The sequence below is a fragment of the Halomonas sp. SSL-5 genome (genome assembly GCF_030708455.1).
Classification (GTDB): domain Bacteria; phylum Pseudomonadota; class Gammaproteobacteria; order Pseudomonadales; family Halomonadaceae; genus Halomonas.
On the sequence record NZ_JAUYWF010000008.1, the window covers coordinates 40,212 to 59,970 of the forward strand.

Consider the following 19,759-nt stretch of genomic DNA (forward strand, 5'->3'; position numbering starts at 1 on the left):
GGTCTCAGTGCTTTCGCCCGCTGGCTCCTCCTCCGAATTAGTGGCAGGCTAAGGAAATGTCGGACCCACCCTGCCGGGAGAGCGGGGGAGTCGCACCCAGGCAAACCGGGAACGGGTACTACCTATGCAGGGACCACCAGGCCGCGGGGATGGCGGCAGCGCAGGGCGGGATGCCGGCGGCAACTTCGCCTTTCTGACCGGCCATGATCCGGTGTTTCTCGAGCTCGCCGCCAGCGCCGAGCGAGCCTTCGGTCACGACCCCAACACCACCCTGATCAAGCTGCGCCAACTCGGCGAGGCCATGGCCCAGGACATCGCTGCCCGCCTGGGCATCGAACTGGACGAGCGTACCAGCCAGCGCGATCTTCTTTACCGTATCGATAGCGCACTGGGGCTCGACCCCACCGTGCGCGAGCTCTTCCATACCCTGCGTATCGAAGGCAACCGCGCCACCCACCAGTTCCGTACTCAGCACCGCGAGGCGACCCAGGGGCTCAAGGTCGCCCGCAATCTGGCGGTCTGGTTTCATCGCGCCTTCGCCGACCCCGACTTCAAGCCCGGCGCCTTTCGCCCACCGGAAGACCCCAGCCGCGAGCTGCGCGAGCTCCAGGCACAGATGGCGCGCCTGCAGGGCGAGCTGGCCACTGCCACCGAGCAAGCCGATGCCCAGCGGCAGCTGGCCGAACTGGAGGCCCGCGAGAAGCAGGAGTACGCCGAGCTTGCCGAGGCCATGGACGAGGAGGCCCGCGCCCTGGCCGAGCAGTCTCGGGCCCAGCAGGCGGAACTCGAGCGCCGCGAGCAGGAGTTCCAGCGGCGCCTGGCGGAGCAGGCCCGAGAAGGGGACGAGAGCGAGCCACCCCAGTCGCTGCGCCGGCGCGTCGTCCAGGCCGACCGGGCACTCAACGCCCAGCTGGGCCTGGACGAGGAGCTCACCCGCCTGCTGATCGACCAGCAGCTGCAGGAGGCCGGCTGGGAGGCCGATACCCTCGAACTCACCTGGCAGAAGGGCGTGCGCCCCGAGGTCGGCCGGACCCTCGCCATCGCCGAGTGGGAGCTGCCCAACGGCCAGCGCGCCGACTATGTGCTGTTCCATGGGCTGGTGCCCATCGGCGTGGTGGAGGCCAAGCGCCAGAATATCGACGTGGCCGGCAAGCTCGCCCAGGCGGAGCGCTACGCCCGCGGCTTCGATCGGCGCGGCTTCGTCGGCGGCATCACCCCGGCGTGGGAGGAAGAGGGGCGCACCGTCGCCTGGCCCGACGACGCCGAGTGCCATTTCCATGTGCCCTTCGTCTTCTCGTGCAACGGCCGGCCCTATTTGCCGCAGCTGGCCGAGAAGTCCGGCATCTGGTTCCGCGACGTGCGCGAGCCCGGCAACCTGGCTCGGGCGCTGCCGCACTTCCACAGCCCCGAAGGCCTGCTTGACCGCCTCAGGCGCAGCCGCGCCCTGGCCGAGCGGCGGCTGCGCGAGGAAGGCTTCGGGTACCTGCGCCTGCGCGACTACCAGGAGCACGCCATCCGCGCCGTGGAGGCCGTCCTGGAGGAGGGCGCGCCCCGTGCGCTGCTGGCCATGGCCACCGGCACCGGCAAGACCCGCACCATCATCGGCCTGATCTACCGCTTCCTGAAGACCGAGCGCTTTCGCCGCGTGCTCTTCCTGGTGGATCGCACCGCCCTGGGCCAGCAGGCCCAGGACGCCTTCGACGAGGCGCCGCTGGAGCAGAACCACACGCTTTCGCAGATCTACAACGTCGCCACCCTGGGCGACATGGCCGCCGAGGCCGAGACCCGGGTGCAGGTCGCCACGGTGCAGGCCATGGCACGGCGACTGTTCATGGCCGACGCCCCGCCGCCGGTGGACGCCTACGACTGCCTCATCGTCGACGAGGCCCACCGCGGCTACACCCTGGATCAGGAGATGACCGAGGGGGAGCTGGCCACCCGTGACGCCGGCCAGTACCTCTCCCGCTACCGCCGCGTGCTCGACCACTTCGACGCCGTGCGCATCGGGCTCACCGCCACCCCGGCCAAGCACACCAGCGAGATCTTCGGTCGGCCGGTGTTCACCTACTCCTATCGGGAGGCGGTGGCCGACGACTGGCTGATCGACCACGAGCCGCCGATCCGCTACGAGACCCTGCTCAGCCAGAAGGGCATCCACTTCGAGAAGGGCGAGGCGGTCAGCCTGATCGATGCGCGCACCGGCGAGGTGGAGAGCGCCGAGCTGGAGGATGAGCTCGACTTCGAGATCGAGGCCTTCAACCGGCGGGTGATCGCGCCGGAGTTCAATCGCGTGATCTGCGAACAGCTGGCTCGGGAGCTCGATCCCTTCGGCGAGGAGAAGACGCTGATCTTCTGCGCCACCGACCTGCACGCCGACATGGTCAAGCGGCTGCTCGACGAGGCCTTCCACGCCCTCTATGGCGAAGCCTACCGCCAGGCCGCGGTGGCCAAGATCACCGGCAAGTCGGACAAGGTCAACGACCTGATCCGCCGCTACAAGAACGACAAGTACCCCAATATCGCCATCACCGTGGACCTGCTCACCACCGGCATCGACGTGCCGCGCATCTGCCATCTGGTGTTCCTGCGCCGGGTGAAGTCGCGCATCCTCTACGAGCAGATGATCGGACGCGCCACCCGCCGCTGCGACGAGATCGGCAAGACGGTCTTTACCATCTACGACCCGGTGGACCTCTACGCCGCCCTGGCCGAGGTCAACACCATGCAGCCGCTGGTCAAGGACCCCGGCGTGACCCTGGAGCAGCTGCACGAGGAACTCAGCGATCCCGAGCAGTTGGCACACGCCCTGGAGGCCCCCGGCCAGGCGGCCGGGGAGAGCCACGCCGACGACGTCCTCGACCAGTACAGCCAGATGCTGATGCGGGTGATGCGCAAGGCCACCCGGCGAGCCGAAGGGCGCGACGACCTGCGCCAGCAGCTGGAGGCGCTGGAGCAGAGCTGGGGCGTGGCGCCGGAGAGGCTCCACCAGCACCTGCGCGAGCTGGGTCCCCGGGCCGCGGCCAGCTTCCTGCAGCAGCACGCCGGCCTGCTCGGTCAGGTGGCCGAGGTGAAGGCGCTGCTCGGCAGCGAACGCATGCCGATCATTTACGAAGGCAAGGACGAGCTGCTGGACCGCACCCAGAGCTATGGGGTTCACGAGAAGCCCGCCGACTACCTGGAGAGCTTCGAGGTCTTCATTCGTGAACGGCTCAACGACTCGGTGGCGCTGGGCGTGGTGGTCAACCGCCCCCGGGACCTGACCCGCGAGACCTTGAAAGAGGTGCGTTTGCTGCTCGATGGCGCCGGCTACAGTGAGGCCCGGCTGGAGAGCGCTTGGCGCAACGCCACCAACCAGGAGATCGCCGCCAGCATCGTCGGGCATATCCGCCGCGCCGCCCTGGGCGAGGCGCTGGTGCCCTTCGAGCAGCGGGTGCGCGACGCCATGCAGCGCATCTACGCCCTGCACGGCTGGACCCCCGCCCAGCGCAAGTGGCTCGACCGCCTGGCCAAGCAGCTCACTCACGAGGTGGTGCTCGACCGCGACTTCATTCATCAGCGCTTTGCCGAGCAGGGGGGCATCAAGCGCCTGGATGCCGTGCTCGACCATCACCTCGACGAGGTCCTGGAGGCCCTCAACGATGCCTTGTGGGAGGCGATCTGACATGTTCAAGAAACGCGATTTTTTCGACACGTCCCGCGGACATGTCGATGGCATCGACATGACGGCCACTGTGGAGCGGCACGAAGTTAAAATAGCGGCAGGCCTTATTTTAATTTCAGGCCTAAATTAAAATAAGGCGCGACGCTATTTTACCCAAGCCCGTTTTCGAGCGGTGAGGTGGAGCCCCAATGGAACGCGGACTCACAGGCCACTATGTGGACAGCATCGCCGGCGGCATGCGGTGTAAGGCCTTCATCCCCGACCCGCTGCCGCCACGGCCGGCGCTGGCGCTGGATGGCAAACTGCAGAGCCGCATCAATCAGGCGATGCTGGCGCTGGGTCGTCTCGACGCCATCAGTACTTTGCTGCCGGATGCATCACTCTTCCTCTACAGCTATGTGCGCAAGGAAGCCGTCATGTCGTCCCAGATCGAGGGCACCCAATCCTCGCTCAGCGACCTGATGCTCTACGAGATGGAGGGAATGCCGGGCGTTCCCATGGACGACGTGCAGGAAGTCTCCTGCTACGTGAACGCGCTGATGCTGGGCGTGCAGCGCATCCGCGAGGGCTTTCCCATCAGTCATCGCGTGGCGATGGAAATGCATACGGCGCTGATGACCTCCGGGCGCGGTATAAACCGCGGGCCAGGCGTTTTTCGCAGTAACCAGGTGTGGCTGGGTGGGCACCGTCCCGATGAGGCGGTCTTCGTGCCGCCTCCGCCCCATCAGCTGGCAGAGTGCTGGGCGGCGCTGGAGCGTTTCATCAACGACATCCCCGAGGCCACCGACCCGCTGATCAAGGCCGCCCTGACCCACGTGCAGTTCGAGACCATCCACCCCTTCATGGATGGTAATGGGCGCTTGGGTCGCCTGCTGATTCCGCTGATCCTGGTCGAGTCGGGCATCCTCAACGATCCCTTGCTCTACCTCTCGGTATTCTTCAAGAAGCATCGCCAGGTCTACTACGAGCGTCTGCAGCAGGTGCGGGTCACCGGCGACTGGGAGGCCTGGCTGCTGTTCTTCGTGGACGCCGTGGCGGAGACCGCCAATCAGGCGGTTGCAACAGCTCGACGGCTTAACCAGCTGCGCGAGCAGGACAAGGTGCGAGTGGCCGAGCTCGGCCGCCAGGCAGGGTCGGCAGGTCTGCTGCTCGACGCGCTATTCCAGCAGCCCATCGCCAATATCAGCCATCTCTGCGGGCGCACGGGGCTTACTCCGGCCACGGTTGGCAAGTTGCTGACGACCTTGGAAAGCGAGCTGGGCATCGTCCACGAGCTCACCGGACAGAAACGCAACCGGATCTACGCCTACCGGACCTACATCGATATTCTTAATCAGGATCCCTCATGACCCAGAACGACATCGTCCAGAAGCTGTGGAACCTCTGCGACGTGCTGCGCGACGACGGCATCAACTACTCCGACTACGTCACCGAGCTGGTGCTGCTGCTGTTCATCAAGATGGAGTACGAGAACACCCAGGCCGGGCTGCTCAACGCCCACGCCCTGCCCGAGGGCGCCCGCTGGCCGGACCTCACCGGCCGCTCGGGACTTTCACTGCTCAACTACTACAAGCAGATGCTGCTCGACCTCTCCAAGAGCAGCGACCGGCTGATTGCCGCCATCTACGCCGACGCCCAGACCCGTCTGCGCGAGCCGCGCCACCTGGAGCAGCTGATCCGCGACCTGGACCGCATCGACTGGTTCAGCGCCCAGAAGGATGGCCTGGGCGACCTCTACGAGGGGCTGCTGGAGAAGAACGCCAACGAGACCAAGTCCGGCGCCGGCCAGTACTTCACGCCCCGCGCCCTGATCAACGCCATGGTGCGCTGCCTGCGCCCCATGCCCGGCGAGGTGATCCAAGACCCCGCCGCCGGCACCGCGGGCTTTCTGATCGCCGCCGATGCCTACATCAAGCAGCAGACCGATGACCACTTCGACCTCGACGCCAGGGCCCAGGCCTTCCAGAAGCTCAAGGCCTTCGTCGGCATCGAGCTGGTGCCCGGCACCCGCCGCCTGGCGCTGATGAACTGCCTGCTGCACGGCATGGAGGGCGACGACGAGGGCGTGGTGCACCTGGGCAACGCCCTGGGCGAGGCCGGCAAGGCGCTGCCCCGCGCCGATGTGATTCTCGCCAATCCGCCCTTCGGCACCGCCAAGGGCGGTGAGGCCAGCATCACCCGCGACGACCTCACCTACCGCACCAGCAACAAGCAGCTCGCCTTCCTGCAGCATATCTATCGCGGGCTCAAGCCCGGAGGCCGCGCCGCCGTGGTGCTGCCCGACAACGTGCTGTTCGAGGCCGGGCAGGGCACCGAGATCCGCCGCGCCCTGATGGAGAAGTGCCACCTGCACACCCTTCTGAGGTTGCCCACCGGCATCTTCTACGCCCAGGGCGTGAAGACCAACGTGCTCTTCTTCACCCGCGGCACCGCCGAGAACCCTCACCAGGACGAGGGCTGCACCGACAGCCTCTGGGTCTATGACCTGCGCACCAACATGCCGAGCTTCGGCAAGCGCACCCCCTTCACCGAGGCCCACCTCAAGCCCTTCGAACAGTGCTACAGCCCCATGGGCAGCGACGCCCCGGGCGAGCAGCTGGCCGCCCGGAAGGAGGGCGACTGGAGCTTCGGCGCCGCGGAAATCGAAGCCGACCGCGCCGCCGGCATCGATGAGGCGAATACCGGCGTGGACGACAAGCTACAGACCTCCCGCTGGCGACGCTTCAGCCGCGAGTGGATCCGCGACACCAAGGGCGACTCGCTGGATATCAGCTGGCTCAAGGACGCCGACAGCCTCGCCGCCGAGAACCTGCCCGAACCCGACGTGCTCGCCGCCGAGGCGATGAGCGAGCTGACCGAAGCCCTGCGCGAACTCGACGGCCTGATGGCCGCCCTCGGCAGCCAGGACGAAGCCGCCGCCCAGAAGGAACTGCTGGCCGAAGCCTTGGGACTTGGGGATGACGCCGGCAGCGAAGAGGTGAAGGCATGAGCGAGCGGGAGTTGCCGGAGGGGTGGGTGGAAACCACACTTGGTCAGGTTGTGACCAAACCTCAGTATGGTTACACAACAAAGGCGTCACACCATGGTTCAGTAAAGTTCCTGAGAACGACCGATATCACAAAAGGAAAACTGGCCTGGGAGGCAGTCCCTTTTTGTCATGAAGAGCCGGATGATATAGATAAATTTCGCCTGCATAAGGGTGACGTTGTGGTCTCTCGAGCTGGCTCAGTTGGGTTTAGCTATCTCATAGAGGATGTTGTGGGAGATGCAGTTTTCGCATCTTATTTGATCCGTTTTCGTCCTGTAGGAGATTTGGGTTCTAGTTTCGTCAAACGATATTTGCAGTCTCCCTTTTACTGGGAGCAGCTTAAAGATAGGGCGGTTGGGAATGCGCTGCAGAATGTCAATGCCAAAAAGCTTACCACGCTTCGTATTGATATTCCTCCCTTGGCAGAGCAAAAGCTTATCGCCGATAAGCTGGATGAGCTGCTGGCTCAGGTCAATAACCTGAAAGCCCGCCTGGGTGCTATTCCCGCTATCCTCAAGCGATTTCGGCAGTCGGTGCTGGCAGCGGCGGTAAGTGGAGGGCTGACGGATGCGTGGAGAAGTGAAAGAGATATTGATGATGAGTGGGCGGAGTTCACTGTTGATTCGCTGGCAAAAAAAGAAAAATACTCATTGTGTATTGGACCTTTTGGTAGCAACCTAAAGGTTAAAGATTGTCAAGCTGACGGTCATCCTCTGGTTTTCGTTAGAGAGATAAGATCAGGTGCTTTTGGCGATGGGTCAACAAAATATGTGGATGATGAGAAGTTTAATCAGTTGGCCGCGCATCGTGTGGTATCTGGTGATTTGCTGATTACGAAAATGGGTGATCCTCCTGGGGATGTGGCTTTCTATCCAGAAGGTAGGCCTGAGGCTGTCATTACAGCAGATTGTATCAAGCTTTCTGTGGATGAGGAGGTGGCGGATCCACACTATGTTTATTATGCAATGAAAGCGCCCAGGTTCAGAAATCGAGTCGTTGAAGCCTCTGCTGGGGTGGCTCAGAAAAAAGTGAATCTTCAAAAGTTCAAGGCTCTACCTTTTGAGCTTCCTAGCCTATGTGAGCAAGCCGAAATCGTCCGCCGGGTCGATCAGCTCTTCGCCTTCGCCGACCAGGTCGAGCTGCAGGTCGCTAGCGCCCAGGCCCGCGTCGACAAGCTGACCCCGTCCATCCTCGCCAAGGCCTTCCGCGGCGAGCTCACCGCCGAATGGCGCGACGAGAACCCCGAGCTGATCAGCGGCGAGCACTCCGCCGAGGCGCTGCTGGAGCGGATCAAGGCGGAGAAGGCGAAGCAGACGCCGACGAAGACACGGCGGGGTGGCAGAAAGGCAACGGTGACGTCATGAGAAAATCGGGGAAAATCGGGGAGGGAAAATCGGGGACGAGGGAAAATCGGGGACGAGGGAAAATCGGGGACGTACCCCTGTTTCCCCCTGTTTCCTATTTTACCTGATTTTGTTTCATAGAAATGGGAGGACGCGAGGTTGTCTGGAGGCGTTGAGATTGAAATTTCGGGGAGAGAGGCGAGCCTGATTCTGCGGTATGGATATCCGTTCCCGGACCAGGTACCCGCCTTCGAAGCGGTAGCAAACAAGGCAGGCTTTCATCGGCTGATGATCGAAAGGTTTTGGCTCGAGATGCTGGTTGGGGACCTGAGTAGGTCAATAAAAGAGATCAGGAGTGCGGCATTGCAGGAGGAGCTGGATTCCCTGTGCGTTACACTGGAAATTGCCATGAGGTATTCTGCATAATTCGTAATAATCTTATGTATATGGAAGGCCGAAGAGAAAGGGCCCATACCACTGGCTGGAACGGGCTTGGTGTCATTAAAACCAGGAGGCGCAATGCTGCATCCGGATCAGTTTCAGGTCAACGAGGCCTGGATCGCGTTCAAGCTGAACGAGTGGCCAGTCCATACGGCGCAAGATGGTGATTTCGATATCGTCGCGTTTATGGATGCGGCAAGCTGTTTTCTCCTGAGCTCCAGGCCGGTGCCGGCAACGGGTGAGGGACCTGGAAAGCTGGAATCCCGGCGCTTGTTGAAGCAGGCCAAGGCCCATAAGAAACGCTGGCCCAAGAAGCTTTTCGTTCCCAAGGAGTGGCCAGCGTCGTCAATTGTCGCCGAGGCGAAGAGGCAGGGTATTGCCGTGGTTCATGTTCCAGAAGATCAGCTGCTTCCCTTTATCAGTGATGCGAGAGAGGGATTCAGGGAGAGTGTGATCGGGCCTCGGGTGGGGCCGCATGACTGACTACTTTCTGCTCGATGTCTTCACCGACCTAGCCTTTACCGGCAACCCGCTGGCGGTATTCCCCCGGGCAAAGGGGCTGGATGACGGCATGATGCAGGCTATCGCCAACGAGCTGAACCTCTCCGAGACGGTGTTCGTCGGTGGGGCAACCGGCCAGCATCGCTACCCCATCCGCATCTTCACACCCACGGAGGAGCTGCCCTTCGCAGGCCACCCGACGATTGGCACCGCCCACCTGCTGGTGGAACTGGGTATGGCAGAGCGTGACCGTCCTCTGGTTCTCGAGGCTGGCGTCGGCCCTATCGTCGTTGAGTTCGAAAACGAACTGGCTCGATTTACCACGGCGGCGCCGTTCAGCAGCCTGCCGAGCTCTTTGAATCGGACCGCTGCCGCTGAACTGCTGGGGCTGGGGGCACACCAAGTCCTGAGCGAGCCGGTGCTCGCCTCCTGCGGGCTGCCTTATCACCTGGTCGAGCTCGCATCGCTCGAGGCCCTCGAGCGGGCACGGCCATCGCCGGGCGCCTGGTCGGAGTGGGTCTCATCCAGCGGCTACGATCAGGTCTATCTCTATGTGGCCGGTAAGGAGGCTGATGCATCACACATCGTGAGGGCCCGGATGTTTTCCACGCCGGGTGGCGTGCGCGAAGACCCGGCAACTGGCAGTGCGGCGGCGGCCTTGGCGGGGTACCTGGCACAGAACAGGGGAATTGGCCGGTGGCGCTGGCAGATCGAACAAGGCATCGAGATGGGTCGCCCTAGCCGCATACTTGCCGAGGCCGATCGCACCGAAGACGATCTTTCGATCCGCATCGCGGGAGAGGCAATGATTGTGGGAAGCGGGACGCTGCACCTGCCAAGTGGGCTGACGGTTTCCCGGGAGGCCCCATGAAACCCTTCTCCATCCTGCTGATCCGGCTGCTGGGTCTCTATCTCTTCCTGGAGACGCTGTTTGCGGTGGTGCCGGCGTTGGCGTTGTTGGGGCCCAATGCCGCCGAGCCCGGCGTTGGGAAGTTGCTGCTGATCTACGTGGCGACGGTGGGCGTGCCGATGCTCGGGGGCGTGCTGCTGTGGTGCTTCGCCGGCCGGTTGGCGGAGAGGCTGCACGGCGGCGTTGAGGCCGACGCCGGCGCTCGAGTCGCGGACGAGGATCTGGTGCGTGCCGGCACCTTCCTGATCGGCGTGTACCTGATGGTGCGCCACCTCGGCATGCTGGTGGCGGCCTACACCGGCGCGGGCGCCGTGGCCTATGACGCTCTGGTCGTGGTGGTGGCGGGCCTCGGTATGATGCTGGGCGGCGGTGGCATCACGGCGCTCTATCGCCGAATCAAGTACCTGGGGCTGGATCGGTAGGCGTTGTGGCGCCGGCCTACCGCCCCTCTTCGCCGAAGGTGTGCACCTCACGGAACCAGTCGTCGACTTCCTTCTGGCTCATCCCCTCCACGCCGCCGATCAGCGTCTCGCGTATCGGTGACAGGCCGACGAAGCCGAGGACGTTGCGCTCCAGCGACTTGAGGCTGTGGGCACGGTAGAGGTGGCGGTAGATGGCTGCCGGCATGCCCATGGTCACGATGACCCGCGCCGAGCGACCGGTCAGCCCCTTCTTGCCCATGGGGTTGTCCTCCTCGTATTCGAAGGCGAAGCCCGGTCGTAGCACCTGCTCCAGAAAGCCCTTGACCATGGCCGGCATGTCGCCAAGCCACAGGGGGAAGATGAGCACCAGGTGCTGGCACCAGCCGATGGCCTGCTGGGCCTCGGCCAGGCTGTCGGGGAGGGGCGAGTGCTCCCACTCCTGCTGGCTGCGAATCAGGGGGAACTCAAGGCTGGCCAGGTCGATCTGGCGGATCTCGTGGCCCTTCTGCTCCGCGCCGGCACGGTAGTGGTCGGCCAGGGCGTGGCAGAGGTGGGTTTCGCTGCGGTCGGGGTGACCCTGCAGGATCAGGATGCGCTGATGCATGACGACGACCTCTCGGTGAGGCAGGGGGCCTGTTCCTCAGCGTAGTCGTCCGGCCGGTAATCACCTTGACCGACATCAAGGCATGGGCAGCGCGGGCACTGTGGCCGTATCCGCTGGTTGCCGGGTGAATCAGATGCCGGTGATCAGGAAGTCGACGGCGGCCATGATCCGATCGCGATAGCCGCCAAGGTCATGAACGGATTCACCGAGTCGCTTCCTTTCGATGCCGGCGAGTTCCTGCGTCATGAGGATATAGCGCTCACCATCGATCTCGACGACGGGATTCAAGTAGGTCATTCGCACGCTTTCGGCTTGAGCGACAGAGCAGAGGGGCACGACAACGGTGGTGCGTAGCGCTTCGAGCAGGTCGCTCTGGATATCGAGCAGGTAGGGGTAGCGATGTCGCGAGGCCGGGTTCCGGTTTTCGTAGGCTTGGAACTGGGCCATCAGAACTGCCGCTCGCCATCACCGAAGGTGCCGTTCTCTTCGACGAACTGGTTGTAGGCACGAATGGCCTCGGTGTTCTCCCGTTGCCACCGTGCGCGTAGCTCATCACGTACCTTTTCCGTCAGCGCACTCTCGAAGGTGGCCGAGAGGTTGATCCCCAGGTGCCTTGCGCGTTGGAGCAGGTCGCTGTTGATGCTGACATTGGTGGGCTTCTTGGGTGCCGTGACATCGAAGAGTGGCGACATGGAGAAGTCTCCTGTTGCGAAGGGCTATGCGCATAGCGTATGCGCACTGAGATTGCCCGGCAAGGGGGCGATCTGCGGGTTACCCCTCGGACCTTCACTCTCGCTCATCCCGCGTCGCGCACAGCAGCACTCGGTCCATGCCGCGGGTGCGCTTTGCCACCTCGGCCTCGATGGAGGCGCTGCTGTCCAGGTCCAGCGTAAGCGCCTCGAAGCCCTCCTCGCGCAGCCGGGCCACATCCTCTTCCTTGCGCGCTGTGGCGAAGACCCGCCAGCCCGTGCTGCCATGGCGTGGGCCGCGGCGTGGCCGATGCCGCTGGAGCATCCGGTGATCAGCAGGCTGCGCGTCGTCTGTGGCGGGGCTGGCATTCAGTTTTTCCTTTCATTGCGGGGGAGCGAGGTGGGCCTCGACCATAGGGCCCGGGATCCGATTCGGCAATGGTGGCCGAAAGGGAGCGTGTGGCGATGGACGGAGTGCTACGCTGCCGGTGGCGAGGAGGGGAGGCGAACCATGAGCGAGCATGCCGGGCGCCGTTGTCGGTGGGTCGTGATATCGGGGGCCACGTTCTCAGGGCTGGTGCTGGTGGTGTGGCTGGTGCTCGAGTGGCTTAGCCCCGCTCCGGTGACTGGGCGGTTGATCGAGTATCACAGTGATGCACCGGTGGCTGGTGCCACCCTGACCCTGAGCCGCCAGGGCTGGGGCTTGAGCGGCGCGGATCGACAGCTGGTCTGGGACAAGCGCTACGAAACCACCGCGATCACCGATGGCGATGGGCGCTTTCGTCTGCCGTTGCCCGGCCCGGTGTGGCTGCTGGGCAACGGCAGCGGCCGTCTCGTGGCCGAGGCGCAGGGCTTTCAGCGGCTCGATGCGGGCTATGTGGCCCCTGGCGCGGCCTTGACCCTGCAGACGGTGGCCGAACGGAAGGAGCGCCTGCCCGGCGGTATCGCCTACCTGGGCTGGGACAAGGACGGCGAGCCCTTCGGCTGGTCCTTCATCGACCACGCCCCGGTGCGAGACCCGGCCCGGGCCGACCTCTTCCCCGTCGCCCTGGAGCGCGAGCCGCTGCGAGTCACCCTGGCCGCCGCCGATGGGGGCGGGCTGCACTTCGTCTCGGCCGAGGCGCAGGGGATCACCCATCCTTCCTACGACTACCTGCTGCGCTATCAGGACGCCTCGACCGAGCCGCCTGCCGAATCCCGGCTGACGCTGGACGACACCCCCGGCACGCTCTTCCTGCGCACCGCCCGGGATCGCCACGCCAAGCTCGCCTGGGAGCCGGGCGAGGCGCTGGCGATGTCCGGCAGCGTGCCGGGGCTCGATGCCAGCAGCGAGCGGCTGCTCTCCTTGCGCTTCGTCTATCGTCCCGTGCCGGGGAGTTCTGTGGTGTACCAGCCACCGCTACGGCCGATGGAGCCCGTTCGCGCCGCGCTGCTGGCTTCCCTGCCCGAGCAGGGAGCGCCCTTCACGGGGCCGCGTGCCTACCGGCTGGTCGTGACCGATGCCGATGGCAGGGAACTGGAGCGCCAGCACGTCGAGCTGGCTCCAGGCGTGCCGCTGGATGTGGAAAGCTGTGCCCGGCAGGCGCCGTTGAGCTGGCGCTTCCAGGCGATGCGCCTGGAGTACGACACGGATGGCCTGCCGCACCTGCAGTTGACGGTGGATGGCGAGCGCTTCGTGCACCACTCCGCGCCACGCCTGGTCAGCACACGGGACGATACCGTGTTCGAGGTGATGGCCTTCGATCTCGACTATCGCCGCCATGACCTTCGTCTCAGCCTGAGGGAGTTGCCTGGCGATGCAGGCCCCGCCGGCTGCATCTCGCCGCCCCGGCCAGGGCGGTAAGAACTGCGCCCGCATGGCGGCTCACCGTCAGAGCATCTCCCGGGTCGCCTGCATCACTCGGCCATCCACGCTGCGCTGGATCTTGTCCTCGATCTCGCCGAGCAGCGCTTCCACCTTGGGGCCCTCGTTGGCCACCGCCACGAAGGTCCATTCGCTCGCCTCCAGTCGGTCGTGTTCGCCACTCTCGCAGACCGCCACCGCCGGGTTGCGCCCGAAGCGCTCGTGCAGGCCGCCCATGCGCTGGCGCTTCTCCTTCAGCGATCGGCAGCCGGGTAGCGAGATGTGCAGCGTGAGTATTCCCATATGCATCACAACCTCTCCTCCGCTCTCGTGGCCTCACCCTGGCGCCGGCCTTCGAGCGCCTCTGAATCGCCGTTGTCGATGGCCAAGAAGCGACTCCCGAAGGTGGTCTGACTACCTCGAGTGTCTCCCCGTCACCAGGGGCGTCTATGGGGGCTCTTGCCTACGGGAAGAGGGGCAATCGAGGGGCAGTTAAGCCTTATGCCGCGAAGCCTGGGCGTTGCCCACCCTGGCCGTTGAGATTATTCTCGGGCAGTATGTCGTTAATGAAAACGAAGTCTAATTTAAAGGAGTATGCTGCCGGCTCGCAGCTCCTTGGCATCCTATCACGCCCGCTTACCTTTCCCCTGATGACGCTGCGCGGACGCTTGCTGGTGGGTGCCGCGGTGCTATGGGGCGTGCTGTGCGTGACGCTGCTGACCCTCGGCTGGCAAGCGGGCCGTCACCTGGTGGATGAGACCAACCACCAGCATCTGCGCTACGAAGCCGAGCTGATCAGCAACACCATCACCAACCAGGTCGGCCTACGACTGGAGGAGCTGGCGCAGCTGGCAAGCAGGATTCCCGAGCCGCGTGAGGGTGCCCTGGCCGACCAGCATGCCCACGCCCTGGCCCACCTCTTCGAAGGTCTCTCCCTCTTCGATCGCGACACTCGGGTGGTAGACGCCTGGCCTACCGGTGCTGGCCGGGTGGGAGCCAGCTTTCCTGACCGGGAATATGCCCGCTTCATGCACGCCTTCAAGCGCCCGTATGTCAGCGAGCCCTTCGTGGGGCGCATCACCGGCCTGCCCCTGGTGATGATGCTGGTCCCGCTGCGTGACGACGAGGGACGCTACACCGGCTTCCTGGGAGGCCTGGTCAACATCAACGAGAGTCGACTCTTCAAGAGTTTCGAGCGGTTGCGCCTGGGCGAAGGTGGGTATGTCACCATTACCACCGCCACCGGCCAGCGGCTCTATCACCCGAACCAGCGGCAGGCCATCGTCGGCCTGCCCGATGACCTCCCCCCGGCGCTCGAGCTGGCGCTGTATGGCTGGGAGGGAGAAAGCGCCGGCCGCATGTCCTCCGGCGAGCCCCAACTGGTGGCGTATCGCCAGATCTGGCCGGCCGACTGGATCGTGGGCGTGCACCTGCCACAGTCGCAGGCCGAGGCGCCGCTGGTGGCCGGTATGCGGCGCATCTCCTTCTATGCCTGGGGGGCGCTGGCACTGGTGCTGCCCCTGGTGGGAGGCTTGATCTGGTTGACGCTGCGTCCCCTGTCCCGGCTGGCCGAGCAGGTCCGTGAGCTGCAGGACGAGCGGCGCTCTTTCGTGGAGATCCCGACACGCATGCCGGAGCTGCGCCGGGTGATCGATGTGATCAACGAGACCGAGCAGGCACGGCGGGCCAGCCTGCGCGACCTGACGGAGCGCGAGGCCCTGCTGCGCGGCACCCTGGCCGCCTCGCCTCAGGGGATGTTCGTGACGGATCCGCATGGGCGGGTGACCTTCATGAATGATGCCCTGTACACGCAGCTGGGGATCGATGACCCCCTCGATATGGATACCTGGAGCGAGCGGATCCATGCCGAGGATCGCCCGGCCGTGCTGGAGGCCTGGAATCAGAGCCTGGCTCGGCGCCGCGACTTCATGCGCCAGTTCCGCTTCTTGGATGCCGAAGGCGCTCCGCGCTGGCTGGACGTGCATGCCGGCGCGATTCAGGTCGAGGGCGAGTTCATCGGCATCGTCGGGGCGGTGCGCGACATCACCCAGCATCGTCATGACGACGCCCTGCGTCGCTGGGAGGCCGAGCACGACCCGCTCACCGGTCTGCTTAACCGACGTGGCCTGACACGCCGTCTAGAAGAGGCCCTGGTGGAGTGGCAGAAGGCCGGCACTCAGGCCGCGGTACTGCTCTTCGACCTCGATCACTTCAAGCCGATCAATGACCAGGGTGGGCACGCCCTGGGTGACCGCATGCTGCAGCAGGTGGCGGACGCGGTGCGCAGCGTGGTGCGCAAAAGCGATCATGCCGCCCGCCAAGGGGGGGATGAGTTTGCCGTGCTGATCGGTGGCTGTAGCCCCGACCAGGCACTGGTGCTTGCCGAGGCGCTGCGAGACAGGATCGCCTCGCGTCCGGTGGAGCACGCGGGGAGGTGCTGGAAAGTCACCGCCAGCATCGGCGTGAGTCACTTCCAGTCAGACGATGAGGAGATCGATGCCGTCCTCGACCGCGCCGATGCTGCCAGCTATCGGGCCAAGCATGGCGGTCGCGACAGGGTGGTGAGTGACGGCAGGGAGTTTGCAGCCCCTCCGGCCTAGCGGCGACGCCAGGGGGGATGCCGGCACCTGTTGGCCGGGAACCGGCCGGTGAGCGGCATGGCAGGCCATCATCGCTGGGGATCGGGCAGTCGGTCCGGCAGCGTCGCAAGCGCCTCCCAGGGCATGGGCCTGGCGAACCGGTAGCCCTGCAGCAGGTCACACTCGCGCCGTATCAGCTCCTCCTGCTGCTCGCGTCCCTCGATGCCCTCGGCAACCACCACCAGCCCCAGGTGATGGGCCATGGTGATGATGCCCTGAACGATGGCGACATTGTGGCGGTTGGTACGGATGTCCTGGACGAAGGCGCGATCCAGCTTGACCTTGTGGATCGGCAGGTCACGCAGGTAACTGAGGCTGGAGAAGCCGGTGCCGAAGTCATCGATGGCCACCTTGACGTTCATGCGGCGCAGGGTGTCGATCATCTCGATGGCCTGTTCGGCGCCGTCCAGCAGGATACTCTCCGTCACCTCCAGCTCGAGCAGCTCGGGCGGCAGCCCCGTCGCATCGAGAATGGCCTGCACCTCGTCGAGGAAGCCGTCGCGGCGGAACTGCAGTGACGAGATATTGACCGCTACTGGATACACCCGCTCGCCCCGGGCGCGCATGGCGGCAAGCTGCTCACAGGCCTGCCGGAGTACCCAGCGGCCCAGGGGGATGATCTGCCCGGTCTGCTCTGCCATGGGAATGAAGATGCCGGGGGACACCATTCCCTGAGTGGGGTGGTGCCAGCGGATCAGCGCTTCGACGCTGCAGATGCGTCCCGTAATGGCCTCGACGATGGGCTGGTAGTAGAGCTCGAACTGGTTCTCATGCAGGGCGGCGTGAAGGTCATGACGCAACAGCACATGCTCACCGACGTCCTGTTTTCCCTCTCTGCGATACCACTGCCAGGTATTGCGTCCCTGGCGCTTCGCCGCTTCCAGGGCCAGGTCGGCATGCTGCAGCAGCTCATGCGTCTGTTGAATCGCCTCGTCGCTGCAGGCGACCCCGATGCTGGTACTGACATGCAGTGTACGGCCGTCGATGTCGAAGGCGTCATCGACGGCCGCGAGGATGCGCTCGGCGGCGAGCGCGACCTCGTCGCGTGAGGCGACGTCGGGCATCAGGAAGGCGAACTCGTCGCCGGTGAGGCGGGCCAGCGTGTCCCGGGGGCCAAGCAGCCGTTGCAGACGCTCGGCGATGGCCGCCAACAGGCGGTTGCCCACCCGATACCCCAGGCCTTCGTTGATGGCCTTGAAGCCGTCCAGGTCGAGGTACAGCACGGCCAGCAGGCGCTGGTTCTGCCGACTCCAGCGGAGGTCCTGCTCCAGACGATCGTCTAGGGCCGTTCGATTGGGCAGGCCGGTGAGCAGGTCATGGGTGGCCTGGTAGGCGATCTGGGCCTCCTGAGTGCGTTCCAGGGTGATGTCTTGCTGGGTGCCGATGAAGTGGGTGCAGTGGCCTGCCGCGTCGATGACCGGGCTGATCGACAGGCGGTTCCAGAAGGCGGTGCCGTCCTTGCGGTAATTGAGCAGTGTGACCTGCACCTCGCGATGCTGGCTAAGGGCGAGACGGATGGTAGCGACCGTCGTGGGGTGGGTGTCTGCGCCCTGCAGGAAGCGACAGTTGCGGCCGAGGATCTCGCCGGTGGCATAGCCCGACAGGCGGCAGAAGGCCTCATTGGCATAGACGATGGGTAAGTCGGGCTGGCTGGCATCGGCCATGAGGATGCCGTTAGGGCTGGCCTCGATGCCCCGTTGCAGCAGGCGCAGCTCGGCCTCCTGGTGCTTGCGTTGCGTGATGTCCTGGCAGATGCCATAGACGCCGACGACCTCACCTTCGACGGTCACCGGGAAGTTGGTGACCTCCAGGTGGTAAGCGTGGCCGTCGGCATGCGTACCCATCGTCTCGTAGTGGCGTGAGGCGCCGGCTCGGGCGGCATCGAAGGCGGCCTGGGTCAGCTTCCGATAGCCGGGGGCGATGAAGTCGTTGAAGTGGCGGCCTACCAGGCGTGGCTCGGGGTACCCGGTGATCTGCTCCAGGGCGGCATTTCCACGCAGGAAGCGGCCCTCGAGGTCGAATGCGTAGACCCCCGCTGGATGGTTCACGAACAGCGAGCGATGCCACTCGGCCAGCTTTTGGTGACGACGGCTGCTACGGTGCTTGATGATCGCCAGGGCGACCAGGCTGGCGGCCTGACGCAGTCGCCGCAGGCTCATCTCACTGGCGGCGGCGGGGTGGCGGTAGTAGGTGCCGAAGGTGCCCAGTAGCTCACCCTGGGAGGTGATCACCGGGCTTGACCAGCAGGCGCGCAGACCCTCGGTCAGGGCCGCATTGCGCAGGGGCTCCCACAGCGAGTCCGTGCGGATGTCCTCGCTGATTACCTGGTGACGCAGATAGGCCGCCGCCCCAAAGGACGCCGCCTCGGCCGGGCCAATTCGAACATCCTGAAGCCGTTCGTGGTAAGCCTGGGAGAAGTGGTGGCTGGGATACAGGCTGAGGGAGCGTCGCTTTGGATCGAAACGCATGAAGGCCACGACGGCCCCGGGCAGCTGTAGGCTGATCCAGTGGGCGATCGCCTCCAGCGTGCTCTCCAGGGGCGCCTGCTCGGCGATCCGCTCGTGAATCTCCTGCTGCGCTTCCAACAGGACGAGATCGTCGGTCACGGACGTCTCCCCATATGACTTTCCTTTGACGTTGTTCGGTGGCAGCTGAGTTCTCCGAACACTCAACCAGAGACCAACCGGCCGGGCAAGCGCGCCGCATCAGAGAATTAGAGATATTGGATATTTTGATATGCCGACCAGCCTGGTGGTAATAGCCAATGGCGCGACTCCGCCCTCGAGGGCGCGCGATATGGCCCTCGGCCGGCGGCTTCGGGGTATCGATGGCGAAGGGGGGCGCCAGCGAGATGTGCAGGGTGAGGATTCCCATATGCATCACAGCGTCTCCTTTGCTCTCGTGGCATCGCCTTGGTGCCGGCGGCAGGCCGTCTGCAACCCATGGCGTAAGCGAAAAACGACACTGACTTTTCAGAAGGCGGCTTCACCGGCTCATCGGGCTGGGTGCCATTGTGCATAGGACTCCTGAGCTCGGCGTGTCAGGCGTCCTATGTGCGCAAAAGCTGAGGAGGCTCATCGGTACCCTGCCTCTTTCTGATGCCGGAATGCCAAGACATGCACCGCCTCGGTGGTAGGCTCGTAGTGGTACAGAGCCACATATCCGGAGTCTCCAAAGGAAATCACCAGCTCGCGCAGCTCGGGCATCTCATCGAGCGGCCGGCCAACGTCGGGGGCTGACTCCAGTAGCAGAAAGTGCTGCTCGATGGTCTGCCCGGCCCGACTCGCGGCTTCCCGGGACTTGGTGGCGAGGAACCGCCGGCATCGCTCCAAGCCCTCGGCCGCGCCTTCGGTAACGATTACTCGTGGCACTCAGGCTTCGCCTTTTCATCTTCGGTGCCCCAGGTGCTCAACCAGAAGCGCACTTCCTGACCCGTCAGGTGCCGACCGGTCTCCTGATAGGCCGCCCAAGACGCCAGGGCTTCCTGCTTGAAGCTCTCGCGGGCTTCCTCACGCTCGACGTACTGCCGGATGGCTTCGAGCATGATCCAGTGCGACGAGCGCCGGCTCTGACTGGCGAGGTGTTTGACTCGGTCTTTCAGTGCGTCGTCGATCTTGAGTGATGTTGCCATTATCGCTTCCTATCACTAGGTGATACCTAAGAATACCCTAGTCTTGC

Annotated in this window: 17 protein-coding genes; 9 read left to right on the forward strand and 8 right to left on the reverse strand. The window is 64.5% G+C overall.

The window, feature by feature from the left end; translation table 11 throughout:
• Positions 1 to 124: 124 nt before the first annotated feature.
• The 7 genes from hsdR (at position 125) to RAN53_RS10695 (ending at position 10,306) form a co-directional block, all read left to right on the forward strand.
• Positions 125 to 3,661 carry a type I restriction-modification system endonuclease gene (gene hsdR / locus RAN53_RS10665; RefSeq protein ID WP_305796800.1) on the forward strand — a complete coding sequence of 1,179 codons (3,537 nt, stop codon included), beginning with the start codon at positions 125 to 127 and terminating at the stop codon, positions 3,659 to 3,661.
• 188 nt (positions 3,662 to 3,849) lie between these two features.
• Positions 3,850 to 5,010 carry a Fic family protein gene (locus RAN53_RS10670; RefSeq protein ID WP_305796801.1) on the forward strand — a complete coding sequence of 387 codons (1,161 nt, stop codon included), beginning with the start codon at positions 3,850 to 3,852 and terminating at the stop codon, positions 5,008 to 5,010.
• Positions 5,007 to 6,650, forward strand: a complete 1,644-nt coding sequence (locus RAN53_RS10675) for an N-6 DNA methylase (RefSeq protein WP_305796802.1) — start codon at positions 5,007 to 5,009, stop codon at positions 6,648 to 6,650. The genes RAN53_RS10670 and RAN53_RS10675 overlap by 4 nt, the downstream gene beginning before the upstream one ends.
• A complete protein-coding gene (locus tag RAN53_RS10680; RefSeq protein ID WP_305796803.1) occupies positions 6,647 to 8,053 on the forward strand; it encodes a restriction endonuclease subunit S in 1,407 nt (468 codons plus the stop codon). The genes RAN53_RS10675 and RAN53_RS10680 overlap by 4 nt, the downstream gene beginning before the upstream one ends.
• A 498-nt stretch (positions 8,054 to 8,551) precedes the next feature.
• Complete coding sequence (locus RAN53_RS10685) at positions 8,552 to 8,956, forward strand: hypothetical protein (RefSeq protein ID WP_305796804.1); 405 nt, start codon at positions 8,552 to 8,554, stop codon at positions 8,954 to 8,956.
• The gene (locus tag RAN53_RS10690; RefSeq protein ID WP_305796805.1) at positions 8,949 to 9,845 is read left to right on the forward strand and encodes a PhzF family phenazine biosynthesis protein; all 897 of its coding nucleotides are present in this window, start codon (positions 8,949 to 8,951) and stop codon (positions 9,843 to 9,845) included. Before RAN53_RS10685 ends, RAN53_RS10690 begins: the two co-directional genes overlap by 8 nt.
• Entirely contained in the window at positions 9,842 to 10,306 is a 465-nt protein-coding gene (locus RAN53_RS10695; protein ID WP_305796806.1) for a hypothetical protein, read from the forward strand. Before RAN53_RS10690 ends, RAN53_RS10695 begins: the two co-directional genes overlap by 4 nt.
• A gap of 16 nt (positions 10,307 to 10,322) precedes the next feature.
• On the opposite strand, the gene RAN53_RS10700 is transcribed toward RAN53_RS10695, so the two are convergent.
• The 4 genes from RAN53_RS10700 to RAN53_RS10715 form a co-directional block, all read right to left on the reverse strand.
• Positions 10,323 to 10,910, reverse strand: coding sequence for an NAD(P)H-dependent oxidoreductase (locus RAN53_RS10700; RefSeq protein WP_305796807.1), 588 nt, complete (start codon positions 10,908 to 10,910; stop codon positions 10,323 to 10,325).
• A gap of 129 nt (positions 10,911 to 11,039) precedes the next feature.
• Entirely contained in the window at positions 11,040 to 11,357 is a 318-nt protein-coding gene (locus RAN53_RS10705; RefSeq protein WP_305796808.1) for a CcdB family protein, read from the reverse strand.
• Entirely contained in the window at positions 11,357 to 11,602 is a 246-nt protein-coding gene (locus RAN53_RS10710) for a type II toxin-antitoxin system CcdA family antitoxin (protein WP_305796809.1), read from the reverse strand. The genes RAN53_RS10705 and RAN53_RS10710 overlap by 1 nt, the downstream gene beginning before the upstream one ends.
• A 94-nt stretch (positions 11,603 to 11,696) precedes the next feature.
• Entirely contained in the window at positions 11,697 to 11,924 is a 228-nt protein-coding gene (locus RAN53_RS10715) for a hypothetical protein (RefSeq protein ID WP_305796810.1), read from the reverse strand.
• Between the two features lie 186 nt (positions 11,925 to 12,110).
• Here RAN53_RS10715 and RAN53_RS10720 point away from each other — a divergent pair, with 186 nt between their 5' ends.
• On the forward strand, positions 12,111 to 13,442 hold the full coding sequence (locus RAN53_RS10720; RefSeq protein ID WP_305796811.1) for a carboxypeptidase-like regulatory domain-containing protein: 1,332 nt from the start codon (positions 12,111 to 12,113) through the stop codon (positions 13,440 to 13,442).
• A 27-nt stretch (positions 13,443 to 13,469) separates the two neighbouring features.
• Here RAN53_RS10720 and RAN53_RS10725 read toward each other — a convergent pair whose 3' ends face one another.
• Complete coding sequence (locus RAN53_RS10725) at positions 13,470 to 13,751, reverse strand: DUF503 domain-containing protein (protein ID WP_305796812.1); 282 nt, start codon at positions 13,749 to 13,751, stop codon at positions 13,470 to 13,472.
• 341 nt (positions 13,752 to 14,092) lie between these two features.
• Here RAN53_RS10725 and RAN53_RS10730 point away from each other — a divergent pair, with 341 nt between their 5' ends.
• Positions 14,093 to 16,042 carry a diguanylate cyclase gene (locus RAN53_RS10730; protein WP_305796813.1) on the forward strand — a complete coding sequence of 650 codons (1,950 nt, stop codon included), beginning with the start codon at positions 14,093 to 14,095 and terminating at the stop codon, positions 16,040 to 16,042.
• Between the two features lie 68 nt (positions 16,043 to 16,110).
• On the opposite strand, the gene RAN53_RS10735 is transcribed toward RAN53_RS10730, so the two are convergent.
• The 3 genes from RAN53_RS10735 to RAN53_RS10745 form a co-directional block, all read right to left on the reverse strand.
• Positions 16,111 to 18,687: an EAL domain-containing protein gene (locus RAN53_RS10735; RefSeq protein WP_305796814.1), complete on the reverse strand. Its 2,577-nt coding sequence runs from the start codon at positions 18,685 to 18,687 to the stop codon at positions 16,111 to 16,113.
• 468 nt (positions 18,688 to 19,155) lie between these two features.
• Positions 19,156 to 19,452, reverse strand: coding sequence for a type II toxin-antitoxin system RelE/ParE family toxin (locus RAN53_RS10740; RefSeq protein WP_305796815.1), 297 nt, complete (start codon positions 19,450 to 19,452; stop codon positions 19,156 to 19,158).
• Positions 19,440 to 19,712, reverse strand: a complete 273-nt coding sequence (locus RAN53_RS10745; protein WP_305796816.1) for a CopG family ribbon-helix-helix protein — start codon at positions 19,710 to 19,712, stop codon at positions 19,440 to 19,442. Before RAN53_RS10745 ends, RAN53_RS10740 begins: the two co-directional genes overlap by 13 nt.
• Between the last annotated feature and the right edge of the window lie 47 nt (positions 19,713 to 19,759).